The organism is Streptomyces sp. NPDC031365, assembly GCF_055569765.1.
The window spans coordinates 169,374-186,172 of sequence record NZ_JBVIIM010000003.1 but is presented as its reverse complement, the minus strand read 5'-3'; the positions used below and the strand labels follow the sequence as shown (position 1 = coordinate 186,172).

Genomic DNA, 16,799 nt, shown 5'->3' with positions numbered 1-16,799 from the left:
CGGCCCTCAGATGTTCCGGAAGCGGTTGATGGCGTCGATGTGCTTCGCGCGCTTCTCGTGGTCGCGCACGCCCAGGCCTTCCTCGGGCGCCATGCACAGCACGCCGACCTTGCCCTGGTGCCGGTTGCGGTGCACGTCGTGGGCGGCCTGGCCGGTGTCCTCCAGGGAGTACACCTTCGACAGCGTCGGGTGGATCTTGCCCTTCGCGACCAGCCGGTTGGCCTCCCAGGCCTCGCGGTAGTTGGCGAAGTGCGAGCCGATGATGCTCTTCAGCGACATCCACAGGTACCGGTTGTCGTACTCGTGGTTGTAGCCCGAGGTGGAGGCGCAGGTGACGATGGTGCCGCCCTTCCTCGTCACGTAGACGCTCGCGCCGAAGGTCTCCCGGCCCGGGTGCTCGAAGACGATGTCCACGTCCTCGCCGCCGGTGAGCTCACGGATGCGCTTGCCGAACCGCTTCCACTCGCGCGGGTCCTGGGTGTTCTCGTCCTTCCAGAACCTGTAGCCCTCGGCGTTGCGGTCGATGATCGCCTCGGCGCCCATCCGCCGGCAGATCTCCGCCTTCTGGTCGCTGGAGACGACGCAGATCGGGTTGGCGCCGCCGGCCAGCGCGAACTGGGTGGCGTAGCTGCCGAGTCCGCCGCTCGCGCCCCAGATGAGGACGTTGTCGCCCTGCTTCATGCCGGCCCCGTTGCGGGACACCAGCTGCCGGTACGCGGTGGAGTTGACCAGACCCGGGGCGGCGGCCTCCTCCCAGCTGAGGTGGTCCGGCTTGGGCATCAGCTGGTTGGACTTCACCAGCGCGACCTCCGCCAGACCGCCGAAGTTGGTCTCGAAGCCCCAGATGCGCTGCTCGGGGTCGAGCATCGTGTCGTTGTGGCCGTCGCTGGACTCCAGCTCCACGGACAGGCAGTGGGCGACGACCTCGTCACCGGGCCGCCAGGCGTTGACGCCGGGGCCGGTGCGCAGCACGACGCCGGCGAGGTCGGAGCCGATGATGTGGTACGGCAGGTCGTGCCGCTTGGTGAGCTCGCTGAGCTTGCCGTAGCGCTCCAGGAAGCCGAAGGTCGGCAGCGGCTCGAAGATCGAGGTCCACACCGAGTTGTAGTTGACCGAGGAGGCCATGACGGCCACCAGGGCCTCGCCCGGGCCGAGCTCGGGCAGCGGCACGTCGTCGAGGTGGATCGACTTGCGGGGGTCCTTGTCGCGGGTCTCGAGGCCCGCGAACATCTCCGTCTCGTCCTTGTGCACGGTGATCGCGCGGTACGACTCGGGAAGCGGCAGGGCGGCGAAGTCCTCCGACGTGGAGTCGGGCGACTGGATCGCGGCCAGGATGTCCTTGACGGTCACGGTGTTGCCTCCGGCGATGAGCACCCTGAGGGAGGGGCGCTGGGGGTTACGTCGGTGTGCTGCTGAGGGTTGAGGGGTTTGCCGTCGGTTCGGCGGTGGTGCTTCGGCAGCGCTTGGTGTGCGCGGGAGGGTGCCTGTGACGCAGGCGTCCGGACGTGCGGGCGGTGAGCCCGCCGGGACTCGCCCGGACTCCTTCAACGTATGGCACGCCGTGTCATCCGGCAAGGCACTGCGTGCCAGAACCTGGGCTCAGGTGAAATCTTTACCCATCAGATGAGCGATGATCGATCGAACGGCCTCGGAAACAGGTGCGAAAAGGTGCCCTGACATGGCAAAACGGCCACCCGGTGGGGTGGCCGTTGTCACAGCGGCGAGTGCCTGTTCCGTGTTCCTCGACCGCCTCTGTCAGCGCTGTGTGGAGGTCATGTTCAGCGTTCCTTGAGCGCCTGCTCGATGGTCCGCATCACCTCGTGCAGCGGGGCGTCCACGTGGGCGACCGTCACCAGGACCTCCCCGTGCGCCGACGCCGAGGCGGCCTGCGGCTTCGGCGGCGCGGTGCGCCGGCCCGCCATGATCCCGCTGCCGAAGGTCTTGCGGACGATCGCGAAGGCGTGGTCCAGCTGCGCCTCCACATCGCCCTGGCCGCCGGCCCGGAGCCAGCGCCGCAGCACATGGTTGTGCGCGGTGACCACCGCGGACGCGGCGACCTCCGCCAGCAGCGGGTCGTCATTGGCGTCGTCGTCGTGCGCGTGCTCGTCGAAGTGACCGAGCAGATATCGGGTGAAGAGCCGCTCATAGCGGGCCACCGACGCGATCTCGGCCTCGCGCAGGGTGGGCACCTCGCGCGTCAGCTTGTAACGGGCGACCGAGATCTCCGGCCGTGCCGCGTACATCTTCATGACCTCTTTGATCCCACGGCACACCGTGTCCAGCGGATGCTCGTGCGCGGGCGCCGCGTTGAGCACCGCCTCGGCGCGGACCAGGGTGTCGTCGTGGTCGGGGAAGATCGCCTCTTCCTTGGAGCGGAAGTGGCGGAAGAAGGTACGGCGGGCGACCCCGGCGGCGGCCGCGATCTCGTCGACGGTGGTGGCCTCGTACCCCTTCGTCGCGAACAGCTCCATCGCGGCGGCCGCCAGTTCCCGGCGCATTTTCAGCCGCTGGGCGGCGGCACGAGAGCCTGCGGCGCTCTCCGGCGACTCGGTCGTGGCGGGCGTACGTGCGGACTTGGCGGGCTGGGACATGCCCTGAACGTACTGCATGTGCGCAGCTCGATGCGCGTGAGAGGGGGCTCCCCCGCCCTCGGTGGGCGGGGGAGGGGCGCTGCGGTCGGGCGGCGCGAACCGGTCGGGGTCGAGCAGTCCGCCCCACTCCGCGCCGCCCTCGAACCGGTCGCCGGGGCGCGCCTCAGCGCTTGGCATATTCGCGGAAGCCACGGCCGGTCTTGCGGCCGAGGCAGCCCGCGGCCACCAGGTGCTCCAGCAGCGGAGCCGGGGCCAGCCCCGGGTCGCGGAACTCGCGGTGCAGCACCTTCTCGATGGCGAGCGAGACATCGAGCCCGACGACGTCCAGCAACTCGAAGGGCCCCATCGGGTAGCCGCCGCCCAGCTTCATCGCGGCGTCGATGTCGTCGAGGGAGGCGTAGTGCTCCTGCACCATCTTGATCGCGTTGTTGAGGTACGGGAACAGCAGCGCGTTCACGATGAAACCGGCCCGGTCACCGCAGTCCACGGCGTGCTTGCGGATCCTCCCGCAGACCTCGCGCACGGTGGCGTGGACGTCGTCGGCCGTCAGCACCGTACGCACCACCTCGACCAGCTTCATGGCCGGCGCGGGGTTGAAGAAGTGCATGCCGATCACGTCCTGCGGACGCGAGGTGGCACGGGCGCAGGCGACCACCGGGAGGGAGGAGGTGGTGGTGGCGAGCACCGCGCCCGGCTTGCACACCTTGTCCAGCGTCGCGAACAGCTGCCGCTTGACCTCCAGATCCTCGGCCACCGCCTCGACCGCGAGATCCACGTCGGCGAAGTCGTCGTAGGAGCCCGTCGGACGGACCCGCTTCAGCGTCTGGGCGGCCGCCTCGGCGGTCATCCGGCCCTTGTCGACCGAGCGCGCCAGGTTCTTCCCGATCCGGGCCCTGGCACTCTGTGCCTTCTCCTCGCTGCGGGCGGCCAGGACCACCTCGTAACCCGCCTTGGCGAACACCTCGGCGATACCGGAGGCCATGGTGCCCGAGCCCGCGACACCCACCGAACGCACCGTACGGCCGGCGGTCGTGGACCCGTCCCCGCGCGGGGTGAGGGTGTCGGCCACGACGGTCCCGCTGCCCGGCGCCTCGTAGGTGTAGAAGCCGCGCCCCGCCTTGCGGCCGGTCAGACCCGCCTCGCTGAGCTGCTTGAGCACCGGGGCCGGGGCGTGCAGCCGGTCACGGGACTCGGCGTACATGGCCTCCAGGACCGTGCGCGCGGTGTCGATGCCGATCAGGTCGAGCAGCGCCAGCGGGCCCATCGGCAGGCCGCAGCCCAGCCGCATCGCGGCGTCGATGTCCTCACGTGAGGCGTAATGGGCCTCGTACATCGCGGCGGCCTGGTTGAGGTAGCCGAACAGCAGGCCGTCGGCGACGAATCCGGGCCGGTCGCCGACCGCCACGGGCTCCTTGCCCAGGTCCAGGGCGAGGTTGGTGACGGCGGTGACGGCCGTGGGGGCGGTGAGCACCGAGGAGACGATCTCGACCAGCTTCATCGCGGGGGCCGGGTTGAAGAAGTGCATGCCCAGCACCCGCTCGGGGCGGGCGGAGTCGGCGGCGAGCCGGGTGACGGACAGGGCGTTGGTGCCGGTCGCCAGGATGGTCTCCGGCCGCACGATCCCGTCCAGTTCACGGAAGATCTGGTGCTTGATCTCGTACGACTCCGGGGCCACCTCGATCACCAGGTCGGCGTCGGCAGCGGTCGTGAGCGCGGTCGAGGTGGTGACGCGGGCGAGGAGTTCCGCACGCTGCTGCCCGGTGAGCCGGCCGCGCTCCACGGCACGGGCGGTCGAGGCCTCCAGGGCGGTGACGCACTGCGCCGCCCGGGCCTCGCTGATGTCGATGCCGACGACGTCGCGGCCGGCCGCGGCCAGGACCTCGGCGATGCCGGTGCCCATCGTGCCGAGGCCGACCACGGCGACGGTCCGGAGCGGGGACAGGGGGGTGTCGGACTGGGGAGTGGCCATCGCGGGACTCCAGGAATGAGGGTGACGACGGGAGACACGCCCGGGTGCGCCGGAAGGCGCACCGGGTGCGTGCGGGATGCGGGTGTTGACCGGGCTGCGAGCGCACACGCCCGGTGCCGCCGGGAGAACGGCGGTGGATCCGACCGGCCCTGTCCCGGGGCCGAGCCGTACTGCGGTACACGAGGTACCGAACCGACTGCGACTCACGACGGCCGCGTCACCAGACCGCCGCGAGGAGGGTAGCGAGTGGGTAACCCGCTCGTCTGAGCTTAACTCCCGGGTAACGAGCGCGCCAGTCCCCGACTTTGTGATGTACGTCCCGATCCCTCCGGCCGACCCCTAATCTCTGGGGGCATGGACGAAGAGCTGCGATCGCTCACGGAGCGCTTACGGACGGAGTCGGGCGGATCGGCGGCGTACGGCCGTCTCCTGGCCACGGACGACCCCGACACCCTGGCCGACGTCCTCACCGCCCCCGGACAGCCGCTGTGGGCACGGGAACTGGCCGCCTTCCGGCTGGGACTGGCGGGCGACCGAAGGGCGTTCGAGGCACTCGTCCTCCTCCTCAACCACCGTGACCCGCCGCGCTGCGCCTCCGCCGCCCACGCCCTCGCACGCCTCGGCGACCCACGCACCGCCCGCGCCGCCGCCGCCCTCGCCACCAACGAACTCCGTGTCGCCTACGCCCTGCACCCGGTCCGCCTGCTGGCCGACCTGCGCGCCCCCGAGGCCGTACCGGCCCTGATCACCACCCTGCGACGCCGGCTGCGCCCCCATGACCCGTACCGCCGGGTCGCACTCGCCTGCGTCGAAGGGCTGGGCGAACTCGGCGACCCACGCGCCGAACCCGTACTCAACGAGGCCCTCGCCCACCCGGCGCTGGCCGAGGCGGCGGTGCACGCCCTGGCCCGGATCCCCCGGCAGGGGGGTGCTCGGGGGCGGATCCCCGGACAGCGCTGACCGTGCCGCCTGCTCCCACGCGTACCGCGCTTCCCGGCACCGGACCAGAGCCGTCTCGGCGGGGCGGCCCGTCACCGTTGGCGTCGGACCGGGCTTGGACGAAGTGCTCGCCCGCCCCGGAAACGCCCGCCCGCGGGTCCCCAACGGGAGAGGTGCCTCCGCCGTCAGCCGGCGAGCTCCTTCACGTACCGCACCTCCGGCACCGCCACCCCCTCCACCTCGAAGGGTTCCTCCGCGCCGTCCGCCCCGAACCCCGCCCGCTCGTAGAAACGGCGGGCGGGGGTGTTGTCCTCGAGGACCCACAGGTACATGCGCTCGCGGCCGGCGGAGGCGCAGCGCCGGCTCGCCTCGGTGAGCAGGGTCCGTCCCACGCCCTGGCCGATGCGCTCGGGACGCAGGTACAGGGCGTACAGCTCGGCGTCCCCGGTACGCACGTCGCCGTCCCGGTACGGACCGAAGGCGGCCCATCCCGCGAGTCCGCCGCCCTCGGTCTCGGCGACCAGGTCGACCACGCTGCCATCGCCCTCCAGCAGACGCGCTCGATGCCGCTCGGCGTCCGCCGCGACGTCGAGCCCGTCGAGATACGACGTCCCGGTCGTTCACGTACGACGCGAACGCCTCCGCGAGATGGGGCCAGTAACCGTTGTAGTAGCCGCCCGGGATGTAGGTGTCCTCCAGTTCGGCGGCGCCCACCTTGCCGCCGGCCGGGTCCTTCTTCAGCTCCGTGCGCATCGCGTACCACTTGGCCTCGATCTTCTCCGCGTCGGTGCCGAGACGGTACGTCGTGTCGTACGTGGCCACCCAGTCCATGAAGGCCCGGTGGTGGTCGTCGAAGGCGTGGTTCTGGTTCAGATTGGCGTCGTACCAGACCTCGGTGGGGTCGACCACCGAGTCCAGGACCAGCCGCCGTACCCGCTCCGGGAACTGCTTGGCGTGGACGGCACCCAGGTAGGTGCCGTAGGAGTAACCGAAGTAGTTGATGCTCTTCGCGCCGAGGGCCTGCCGGATCACGTCCATGTCGCGCACCGCCGCGCCCGTGTGGATGTGCGGCAGCAGATCGCCGTACTTCCTGCCGCAGGCCTCGGCGAAGGCCTTCGCGCGCTCGAGGCCCGCCTGCTCCACCTCGGGTGACGTGGGCACCGAGTCGGGGCGCACCGGGCCGAAGTGGTCCGGCACGCAGGTCAGCGCGGGCTCGCTCGCGCCGACCCCGCGCGGGTCGAAGCCGATGACGTCGTACTGGGCGGCCACCTTCTTCGGCAGCGACGACGCCACGAACCCGGCCAGCGTCAGTCCGTTGTTGACCCGATTGGGCCGCCGGATGCCCTCGGATGCGCTCAGAGGAGCGTCAGCTGGGCCGGCTCGGTCGTCGGGGGCTCTGCGGGCCCTGCCGGCTCTGCGGGCTCTATGGGCCGGACCCGTCGTGGCATGCCCGCGCTGGCGGGACCGATGCCGTGCTCCTGGGCCAGCTCGTGCACCTGACGGGTGATCCGGCGCTGGTACCACTTCGGCGCGTAGGCCCCTTCCGCGTACAGCCGCTCGTAGCGGGCGACCAGGTGCGGATGGTGTCGCGCCAGCCAGGACATGAACCACTCGCGGGCACCGGGCCGCAGATGCAGCACCAGGGGGGTGACGGAGGTGGCGCCCGCGGCCGCGACGGCCCGCACGGTCGCCCGCAGCTGGTCCGGGCGGTCGCTCAGGAACGGGATCACCGGTGCCATCAGGACCCCGCTGCCGATGCCCTGTTCGGCAAGCGCCCGGACCACGTCCAGCCGCCGCTCCGGAGCCGGTGTGCCCGGTTCCACCGTGCGCCACAGGGTCTCGTCGGTGAAGCCCACCGAGACGGAGACGCCGACATCGGTCACCTCGGCGGCCTGCCGCAGCAGCGGGAGGTCCCGCAGGATCAGTGTGCCCTTGGTGAGGATCGAGAACGGGTTCGCGTGGTTGCGCAGGGCGGCGAGGATGCCCGGCATCAGCCGGTAGCGGCCCTCAGCCAGTTGGACACTGGCAGTCCCTGCCTCTGACGTGCGAATCTTGGCCTATGAGCACCCCAACCGAAGACACCAGCACCCTGATTGACCTGGTGTGTCGCAAGAGCCAAGCCGTGAAGTCGAAGACCGGGCGTCGGGAAATCTCTGTCAGCGCGCAGGAAGCACGGGGGAGACGCACAGCGGCTGAACTAGGTCTCACTGTGCGGCACGTCTGGCGGGAAGTCGGCAGTGCTAGCCGGTTCCGCCGAAGTAAGAAGGTGGCCCAGCAAGACCTAGCGTTGCAGGCGCTTGAGAAAGGCGAGATTGGCGCGCTCTGGGTATTTCGCCTTGACCGGTGGACCCGGCGCGGGGCAGGAGCAATCCTCAGCATTGTTGAGCCGCGGGACGGGCAGCCCCGGCGTTTGCTGGTGGACAACGGTGACCCGGAAACCCCTGGAATCGGGCTGGATTCCGCTAACCCGCGCGACCGTTCGGAACTGATTCGGCGTGCCGAGGATGCCCGCGAAGAGACGGAAATCCTGAGTGAACGCGTGCGGAACACGAAGACGTTCCAGCGTGACAACGGAGAATGGCTTAACGGCGTGGCCCCTTACGGCCTCAGAATCGTTATGGTCACGGCTGAGGACGAAGACGGGGAACAGATCGAAGAGCGCAAGTTGGAGCGTGACCGCGAAACGTCTGCCGGAATCCCCGGTGAACCTGAGGTGACAAGGCTCGATATTGCTCGGTGGGTCATCTATGAGGCTCCGGTTGCTGGCCACGCCAAACGGCAGATCTCTCGCATGCTCAACGATCGTGGCGTTCCGTCACCAACCGGCAATACGTGGGCCTTTAGTACAGTCGCTAACATGATTGATAACCCTGCCTATGCAGGCTGGCAAGTGACCGGGCGCGAAGACGGAAAGTCCAAGCGGATGCTGTACCGAAATTCCGCCGGTGAGCGAGTCAGCGTCATGGTGGGACCGCCGGTGTTGTCCGAAGTCGAGTGCAACGCAGCGCAGGCAGCATCCAGGGGAATCGGTCCTGCCGCTGATAAGGAATCATGGCGAGCGCGTCACGTTCTCACTGATCTCCTTGAATGCGCCGGGTGCGGGTCTTCGGTGACGTGGCGCGGAAAAGGCTATTGCTGTTGGCGTCCGGGTGCTGGGGGAGTGTGTCCGGCCCCGGCGTACGTGGCGCAGAAAAGCGCTGAAGAGTACGCCTACATGCGCTGGTCTTCTCGACTTGCAGCGACTGAGCCTCATGACCGCTTGCTGGCAATCGTGGCGGAGCGCTGGCAAGCCCGACAGGACCCCCAGGCGTCAGAGGACGAAGCAGTCGCGCGCACGGCCCTGGCAGACGCGGAAGCAGCCCTCAGCCACCTGTGGAAAGACCGGCGTACCGGACTCTATGACGGCCCCTCAGAGCGCTTCTTTGCCTCGGCGTTAGCTGAAGCCAATGAAGCAGTCCTAGACGCACAGAAGGCTGTGGAGGCAACGCGCGGGCAGGAAGGCGTTGATATTTCGTTCCTTCTCGACACGTCGTATCAACGCGAAGCCTGGGACGACGCAGACGACGCGCTTAAGCGAGACCTGTTGCGGCTTGCCATTCGGCGTATCCGGGTCAAGAAGGCGGACTATCGGGGGCAAGCATTCGACGGAGACGCGCGCATGGAAATCATCTGGCATGACGACGAAGGCGTTTAGGGAAGCGAAAAGTCCGCGTAGAGAAGCCCCAGATTCGGTCTCAGAAAAGAGAATGGCACCGGTCCGGCAGGACTTTGGCGAGTGACAGCCGGACCGGTGTCCCCAAGGGGAAGGCGCCATCATTACACGCGAGGAATACGCGGCACAGTGCGCCGCCGAAGAGGCAGCGCTCAACATTGAGTTGGAGTGGAAGCGCATAGCCTGGACCCTGGAAGCCCTGTATGGCGCTGTGAGGGCCGGGGATGGCAGATCCACCCGATCACGCTGTCGAAGTGGCTGCGCCGCGCCGAGACCGAGGAGGGCGCCGGGCCCGCACCGGTGTCGGGTGAGTCGGCCGAGCTGCGCGAGGCCCGCAAGCGCATCCGGCTCCTAGGGCAGGAGAACGAGGTGCTGCGCAGGGCGGGAAAATGATGTACCCGCTCGTCCGCGAGCTGGCCGCCGCCGATGCCCCTCACCGGGTGCCGGTGGCGGTGACGTGCCGGGCGCTCGATCTGGTCCGCCAGCCCCACTACCGGTGGCTGGCCTCACCGGTCACCGATTCCGAGCTCGCCGAGGCATGTCGGGCCAACGCCCTGTTCGACGCGCACCGCGACGACCCGGAGTTCGGCCACCGCTTCCTCCTCGACGAGGCCCGCGCGGCCGGTGAGCCGATGGCCGAGCGGACCGCCTGGAAGATCTGCCGCGACAACCGGTGGTGGAGCGCGTTCGGCAAGCGCAGAAGCCGCGGGAAGACTGTCAAGGCCGGCCCTGCGGTCCACGACGACCGAGTAAGGCGCGTGTTCACCGCCGACGGGCCGAACCGGCTGTGGCTGACGGACATCACCGAACACGCCACCGGCGAGGGCAAGCTGTACCTGTGCGCGGTCAAGGACGTTTACTCGGGCCGCATCGTGAGCTACTCCATCGACGCCCGGATGAAGTCCAGCCTCGCCGTGAGAGCCCTGGAATCCGCCGTCGCCCGTCGCGGCCAGGTCGCAGGATGCATCGTGCATTCCGACCGCGGGTCGCAGGGTGGATTCAACTGGTCGTCGCAGTTCTCGCACGTCACAGCATGATCGGATCGATGGGGAGAGGCGGTGCCGCCGGCGACAACGCGGCCATGGAGAGCTTCTTCGCGCTGCTGCAGAAGAACGTCCTCGACCGCCGTACCTGGGCCACCCGCCAGGAACTGCGGATCGCGATCGTCACCTGGATCGAGCGCACCTACCACCGACGCCGGCGACAGAGACGCCTGGCCCGATTGACCCCCGTCGAGTACGAGACCATCATGACCCCAGCCGCAGCCCTGGCTGCATAAACCCCACTGTCACCCGATCATGCAGCAGTCCCGGTCGGTGCCCCATCGCTATGTGCTCGCCCTGCCAGCCGCGGGAGGACAGCCGACGGCGCAGCAGCTCGGGCGCGTTCATCTTGACCACGATCTGGCTGTCGAAGCCGAGGCCCGTGTCTAGGTCGAGGTAGCCGTGGGTCTTCCTCGCGAAGCAGTACACACACGCGTGCGTGCAGCCCCGGTAGGGGTTCACCGTCCACTCGAACGGCATGCGGGAGGCTCCCGGCACCCGGTTGACGATCGAGCGGGCCCGGATCTCGTGGAAGGTGACGCCACGGAACTCCGGCGTGTCGAAGGTGCGGGTGATCACCGCTTCCGCGCCGAACAGCGCGGCGTCGGCCCGGCTGTGTTCGGAGTCCGGAGTGAGGTTCTCCCAGCGCATGACGCCTCCTATGGCTGTGCTGTGCCACAGAATAGAACAAGTGTTCCCTTGATCGTGCGAGCGACATGTTCGATCAGATCCGGAACCCCGATTTGGGTCGCCGGGCGCGGGGGTGGTTGGCTTGCTCCGACCCCGGTACCCCATGCCCTGGAGGAAAGCGATGGCGCAGGTCGAGGCCACTACGGAGCGGATCGTCGCGGCGGACGCGGAGACGGTGTTCGATGCCCTCGCCGACTACAGCGGCACCCGCGCGAAGCTGCTGCCCGAGCAGTACAGCGAGTACGAGGTCCGTGAGGGCGGTGACGGCGAGGGCACCCTCGTGCACTGGAAGCTCCAGGCCACCAGCAAGCGTGTGCGCGACTGCCTCCTGGAGGTCACCGAGCCCACCGACGGCGAACTCGTCGAGAAGGACCGCAACTCCTCCATGGTCACCACCTGGCGGGTCACCCCGGCCGGTGACGGGCGGTCCCGGGTCGTCGTGACCACCGTCTGGAACGGTGCCGGCGGCATCGGCGGCTTCTTCGAGAGGACGTTCGCCCCCAAGGGTCTCGCCCGGATCTACGACGCCCTGCTGGCCAGGCTGGCCGGCGAGGTCGAGAAGTAGCCGCTGCTCGCCCTCAAGGCCCGAGAGTCGGCGGGGAGTTGGAACCTCACCGGTTCGAGTGATCTGCCGATGTACCGGCTCTGTCCCGTAACTCGTCGTGCTTGCTCGTAGTTGTCGCTTTTACGCGGGAATCGTCCGGCGGTGCGACGAGGGGAGCGGCACGTGGGCGGGATCACTCCGACGCGGGAGGAGCCGGTCACGGTACCGCCGGCCGGGGGCCCACCGCCCCCGGCGCCGGTCGTCGAGCCGGGTCTGAGCCCGCGCAGGGTCCGGCTGGTCTTCGTCGCGCTGCTGACGGCGTTGATGCTCGCCGCCCTGGAGCAGATGATCGTCGCCACCGCGCTCCCGAAGATCGTCGGCGAGCTGCACGGCCTGGACAGCATGTCCTGGGCGATCACCGCCTATCTCCTCACCGCTACCATCGGGCTGCCGGTCTACGGCAAGCTCGGTGACCTGCGCGGCCGCAAGGGCGTCTTCCAGTTCGCGATCCTCGTCTTCGTCGTCGGCTCCGCGCTGGCCGGCCGGGCGACGACCATGGACCAGCTGATCGCCTGCCGCGCGGTGCAGGGCGTCGGTGCGGGCGGGCTGATGATCGGCGTCCAGGCGATCATGGCGGACATCGTGCCCGCGCGGCAGCGCGGCCGCTTCATGGGGCTGATCGGCGCCGCCTTCGGCCTCGCCTCCGTCGCCGGACCGCTGCTCGGCGGCTACTTCACCGATCAGCTCTCGTGGCGCTGGTGCTTCTACATCAACGTGCCCTTCGGCCTCGTCACCATGGTCGTCGTCGCACTGGCGCTCAAGCTCCCCAAACCCGCCGCCCGGGGCCGCTTCGACGTCCTCGGCACCCTGCTGCTGGCTGCCGTCTCCACCTGCCTGGTGCTGCTGACCACCTGGGGTGGCACCGAGTACGCCTGGGACTCCCGCACCGTGCTCGGTCTCGGTGCGGGCGCCGCCGCGGCCATCGTGCTCTTCCTCGTCGTCGAGCGCTTTGCCGCCGAACCCCTCATCCCGCTCAGGCTGTTCCGGGACTCCGTCTTCAACGTCACCGGCCTGGTGGGCCTGGTGACCGGCGTCGCCCTCTTCGGCGCCACCAGCTATCTGCCGACGTACCTGCAGATGGTCGACGGGGTTTCCGCCACCGAGTCCGGGTTGCTGATGACGCCCATGATGGGCGGCATCGTCGGTGCCTCGGTCGTCTCGGGCCGGCTCATCAGCCGTACCGGCCGCTACCGTTGGCACCCCGTGGTCGGCGCCGCCCTGTCCGTGGTCGGCATGTGGCTGCTCTCCCGTCTGGAGACCGGCACGCCCCGGCTGCACTACAGCGTCTGGATGGCCGTCCTCGGCGCCGGTATCGGCATGGTGATGCCGGTGCTGATCCTCGCCGTGCAGAACTCCGTACGCCCCGCCGACCTCGGCACCGCCACCAGCGCCAACAACTACTTCCGGCAGATCGGCGGCAGCGTCGGCGCCGCCGTCTTCGGCACGCTCTTCGCCGGCCGGCTCACCGACGCGCTCGCCGGGCGCCTCCCCGCGGACGCGGACACGCCGGACGCCGGGTCCCTCACCCCCGAGGTGGTGCACGCGCTGCCGCCCGGGCTGCGCGACGCCTACGTGGAGGCCTACGCCGACGTCATGCCGCGCATCTTCCTCCACTTGGTGCCGGTGCTCGTCCTCGGCCTGCTCATCGCCTTCTTCCTCAAGGAGAAACCACTGGTGTCCCACCACACGTCCACCGCCGACCCGGCTCAGGAAGCACCTCGGTCCGACGCGCGTGTGCCGCACGCCCGCGCACCGCACACCGGCGGCGTCCCGGTCTGCGGGACCGTGCAGCATCCCGACGGCACCGTCGTACCGCGCGCGGCACTCACCCTCATCGACATCTCCGGTCAGCAGACCGGACGCGGCGCCAGCGGTGGGGACGGGCGGTACGCACTGGCCACGCCCGGCCCGGGGTCGTACGTCCTGATCGCCGCCGCCGCCGGCCACCAGCCGCAGGCGGTCTCCGTGACCGTCGGTGAGCGGCCCGTCGAACTCGACGTCGTCCTGGGCGGCGCGGGCCGGCTGGCCGGCAGTGTCGTCACCGCAGACGGCACACCCGTGCGGGACGCCGCTGTCACCCTCACCAACGTCCACGGGGAGGTCGTCGCCGGCACTCGCAGCGGCCGTGAGGGCGGCTATGTGATCAATGAGCTGGTGGCCGGCGAGTACACCCTCGCGGCCAGTGCCCCCGCCTTCCGCCCGGCCGCCCTCCCCGTCACCGTGCAGGCGGCCCGCGAGACCCGCCAGGACATCGAGCTGGCCGGTGGTGCCGTGCTGCGCGGCACGGTGCGGGCCGGCGGCGGACGGCCCGTCGAGGAGGCCCGCGTGACGCTCCTGGACGCGGCGGGCAACGTCGTCGACACCCTCACCACCGGACCCGACGGCACCTTCCGGTTCGTCGACCTGGCCTCCGGCGAGTACACCGTCATCGCCGCCGGTTACCCGCCGGTCGCGACCGTGCTCCAGGTGGCCGGAGGAGGCCGTACGGAACGCGACCTCCAGCTGGGTCACGAGGACTGAAACGGTCCTCCACACGGGGAAACGCGCGCCGGTGCGAGCACCGGCGGGCAATTCCCGTATTGCCGCACATCGCCACCGACCGTGGTCGTACGGTGGTCGCGGCGGTACAGATCTTGCGCAGCCGGGGGAGAGAGGGCCTGGGCCATGGACCGTGGCACCGAGCGGAACGCACCTCCCGATCGCCGCACCGGGGACGGCACGATGGCCGAACACGGCGCTGCCGGCCGGATCCCGCTGGCCGTGGCCGTCGTCGACCGCGACGGACTCGTCTCGCACTGGAGCACGGGCGCGCGACGCCTGTTCTCCCTCCCCAAGGAGGACGCGCTCGGCCGCCAGGCCGTCGACCTGCTGCCGGTGACCGGAGCCCTGCCCGAGGACGAGGAGGACACCCCGTACGGGGCGTACGCGCCGTACGACGGACTGGGCCCCGGCCTGGGCGCCTCCCTCGGCGGGGGTCTGGCCTACCCGGCTGCGGGCCGGGCCCGTCTGGCCGCGTCCGGGACCGGCCGTGTCGACGTGCTGTGGTGGGCGTATCCGCTCGTGGGGCCGGGGCGGGAGCGGCTGCTGGTGCTGGCCGCCGGCGCGGAAGGGCTGAGCTCGGACGAGGCCGGGGAGTGTGAACGCGTCGCGCCCGGCTTCGCCCTGCACACCGACTTCCCCGGCTCCGAGGACCTCGCCCGCAAGCTCCCCGACATCCTTCCCAGCATGAGCGTCGGCGAGAGCGCCCGCATCGTCGCCCAGGTCCTGGAACTGGGCTACCCCGTCCTGGAGTTCAGCCAGAACGACCGGGTCCCGGTCACCCCCGACTGGGGTGTGCCCGGCGTGTGGAACGCAGGGAGCGCCGTGAACGGGCGGCCCGCGCGCCGGCGGCCGGCGAACCGGTGCCCGACGAGCTGCGGGACGAGAGCGAGGACCTCGAGTACGCCGCCGTCCGGGAACGCCTGGAGTTCCTCAACGAGGTGAGCTCCAGGATCGGTACCTCCCTCGATCTCTCCCGCACCATCGTCGAGGTCAGCAAGGCCGTCGTGCCCCGTTTCACCGATGTCGTCGGCACCTACCTGCGCGAACAGGTCGTGGCCGGCGAGGGGTTCGACGAGGGCGTGCCGGACACCACCACCCTGTGGCACCGGGTCGCGCTGGAGCACACCGACGAACCCGGCCGCTGGGACGACGTCGTGCCCGTCGGTGAGGCCATGCCCTTTCCGGCGCACACCCCGTTCTTCCAGTGCATGACTACCGGAGAGCCCGTTCTCGTGCCGCACATCAGCGAGGAGACGGGCCATGCCATCGCCTCGCAGTTCGACAAGCGGGACATCCGGCCGCTGATCACCGGCCGTTCCATGCTGGTCGTCCCGCTGTAGGCGCGTCAGGTCGTCCTCGGCTTCATGATCCTGCTGCGCCATCCGGAACGGCAGCTGTTCAACGACATGGACCGGGTCACCGGTGCCGAACTCGCCGCCCGCGCGGGCCTGGTGCTCGACAACGCGCGCATGTACACCCACCAGGAGAACGTCGCCGAGACGCTCCAGGACAGCATGCTGCCGCGCATCCCGCCACGCATGGCGGGCTGTGACATCGCCACCCGCTATCTGCCGGGCACTCTCCTCGGCCGGATCGGCGGCGACTGGTTCGACTCGGTGAAACTGCCTGGCGCCCGTACCGCGTTCGTCGTCGGGGACGTCATGGGACACGGACTGAACTCGGCCGCGATGATGGGGCAGCTGCGCACCGCCGTCCAGACCATGGCCGCGCTGGAACTGCCTCCCGCACAACTCCTGCGCCACCTCGACGACCTGGCCCAGCGGCTCGGCGACCCCTACCTCGCGACCTGTCTCTACGCCGTCTACGACCCCATCGTGAGTGAACTGCACCTCGCCAACGCCGGCCACATCCCGCCCGTGCTGGTCCGTGCCGCGGACGGGCGCAGTGAACTGCTCGACCTGCCCACGGGCGCGCCCATCGGTGTCGGCGGAGTGCCCTTCGAGGCGGTACGCGTGCGCGTTTCGCCCGGCGACCGGCTGGTGATGTGCACCGACGGACTGGTGGAGGTGCGCGGCGAGGACATCGGTGTCGGGCTCGCCACGCTGTGCGAGTCCGCCGCCCACCCGGCCGCGTCCATGGACGATGCCTGCGACACCATCATCCGGGCTCTCGCGGCGACCTTCTCGGAAGCGGGACGCGGTGGCCGCAAGGACGACGTGGCGCTGCTGATGGCCCGCCTGGGCGGCATCGAACCCGACGACGTCGCCGAGTGGCGGCTGCCCCCCGAGCCGTCCGAGGCGGGACGGGCCCGCGCGGTGGTCCGCGAGCGGCTGCACGACTGGGGGCTGCCGAAACTTGTCGAGAGCGCCGAGCTGCTGGTCAGCGAGCTGGTCACCAACGCCGTACGGCACTCCCACGCGCGCCCCGTCGCTCTGCGGCTGGTGCGCGGCGACACGCTGCTGTGCGAGGTGGAGGACGACGACCACGAGTTGCCGACGCTGCTCGACGCACGCCCCACCGACGAGGCCGGGCGCGGACTGCGTGTCGTCAGTACCCTCGCCCGCGCGTGGGGGACGAGCCGGACGACGGCCGGCAAGAGCGTGTGGTTCGAACTGACACTGCCGCGCCGCTGAGCGCCGACGCCGGTGGTGCGACCGCGCGTACCGCGGCGAACGAACCGTGAAGAAGTGCGCCCGCGCGCTTGTCCGCGCGCCCGGGGCGCGGTACACCGTACTGGCCCGCCACACGG

General features: G+C 70.0%; 8 protein-coding genes and 6 pseudogenes. 7 read left to right on the top strand and 7 right to left on the bottom strand.

Annotated features, from left to right (window positions below):
• Window positions 1-6: 6 nt before the first annotated feature.
• From ccrA to ACZ5C2_RS06155, 3 genes are all read right to left on the bottom strand, one after another.
• The gene (gene ccrA / locus ACZ5C2_RS06165; RefSeq protein ID WP_468787103.1) at window positions 7-1,350 is read right to left on the bottom strand and encodes a crotonyl-CoA carboxylase/reductase; all 1,344 of its coding nucleotides are present in this window, start codon (window positions 1,348-1,350) and stop codon (window positions 7-9) included.
• Between the two features lie 428 nt (window positions 1,351-1,778).
• Window positions 1,779-2,591 carry a TetR family transcriptional regulator gene (locus ACZ5C2_RS06160; RefSeq protein WP_468787101.1) on the bottom strand — a complete coding sequence of 271 codons (813 nt, stop codon included), beginning with the start codon at window positions 2,589-2,591 and terminating at the stop codon, window positions 1,779-1,781.
• A 163-nt stretch (window positions 2,592-2,754) separates the two neighbouring features.
• Complete coding sequence (locus ACZ5C2_RS06155) at window positions 2,755-4,560, bottom strand: 3-hydroxyacyl-CoA dehydrogenase family protein (RefSeq protein ID WP_468787099.1); 1,806 nt, start codon at window positions 4,558-4,560, stop codon at window positions 2,755-2,757.
• A gap of 354 nt (window positions 4,561-4,914) precedes the next feature.
• On the opposite strand from ACZ5C2_RS06155, the gene ACZ5C2_RS06150 reads away from it, so the two are divergent.
• Window positions 4,915-5,520 (top strand): adenylosuccinate lyase, encoded by a 606-nt coding sequence (locus ACZ5C2_RS06150; RefSeq protein ID WP_468787097.1) that lies wholly within the window; start codon window positions 4,915-4,917, stop codon window positions 5,518-5,520.
• A 164-nt stretch (window positions 5,521-5,684) separates the two neighbouring features.
• On the opposite strand, the pseudogene ACZ5C2_RS06145 reads toward ACZ5C2_RS06150, so the two are convergent.
• The 3 pseudogenes from ACZ5C2_RS06145 to ACZ5C2_RS06135 form a co-directional block, all read right to left on the bottom strand.
• Window positions 5,685-6,104: pseudogene (locus ACZ5C2_RS06145) on the bottom strand (GNAT family N-acetyltransferase); the annotation flags it as partial.
• Between the two features lie 4 nt (window positions 6,105-6,108).
• Window positions 6,109-6,816: pseudogene (locus ACZ5C2_RS06140) on the bottom strand (alpha/beta fold hydrolase); the annotation flags it as partial.
• Window positions 6,817-6,854: 38 nt separating this feature from the next.
• Window positions 6,855-7,517: pseudogene (locus ACZ5C2_RS06135) on the bottom strand (radical SAM family protein); the annotation flags it as partial.
• Window positions 7,518-7,558: 41 nt separating this feature from the next.
• On the opposite strand from ACZ5C2_RS06135, the gene ACZ5C2_RS06130 reads away from it, so the two are divergent.
• From ACZ5C2_RS06130 to ACZ5C2_RS06120, 3 genes and pseudogenes are all read left to right on the top strand, one after another.
• A complete protein-coding gene (locus ACZ5C2_RS06130; RefSeq protein WP_468787095.1) occupies window positions 7,559-9,193 on the top strand; it encodes a recombinase family protein in 1,635 nt (544 codons plus the stop codon).
• Window positions 9,194-9,379: 186 nt separating this feature from the next.
• A complete protein-coding gene (locus tag ACZ5C2_RS06125; protein ID WP_468787093.1) occupies window positions 9,380-9,604 on the top strand; it encodes a transposase in 225 nt (74 codons plus the stop codon).
• A gap of 245 nt (window positions 9,605-9,849) precedes the next feature.
• Window positions 9,850-10,490, top strand: a pseudogene (locus tag ACZ5C2_RS06120) (IS3 family transposase); the annotation flags it as partial.
• A 40-nt stretch (window positions 10,491-10,530) separates the two neighbouring features.
• On the opposite strand, the pseudogene ACZ5C2_RS06115 reads toward ACZ5C2_RS06120, so the two are convergent.
• A pseudogene (locus tag ACZ5C2_RS06115) lies at window positions 10,531-10,905 on the bottom strand (radical SAM family protein); the annotation flags it as partial.
• A 160-nt stretch (window positions 10,906-11,065) separates the two neighbouring features.
• Here ACZ5C2_RS06115 and ACZ5C2_RS06110 point away from each other — a divergent pair.
• The 3 genes and pseudogenes from ACZ5C2_RS06110 (at window position 11,066) to ACZ5C2_RS06100 (ending at window position 16,683) form a co-directional block, all read left to right on the top strand.
• Entirely contained in the window at window positions 11,066-11,509 is a 444-nt protein-coding gene (locus ACZ5C2_RS06110; protein ID WP_468787091.1) for an SRPBCC family protein, read from the top strand.
• A 162-nt stretch (window positions 11,510-11,671) separates the two neighbouring features.
• Window positions 11,672-14,068, top strand: coding sequence for an MFS transporter (locus ACZ5C2_RS06105; protein ID WP_468787089.1), 2,397 nt, complete (start codon window positions 11,672-11,674; stop codon window positions 14,066-14,068).
• 144 nt (window positions 14,069-14,212) lie between these two features.
• Window positions 14,213-16,683: pseudogene (locus ACZ5C2_RS06100) on the top strand (SpoIIE family protein phosphatase).
• Window positions 16,684-16,799: the final 116 nt, after the last annotated feature.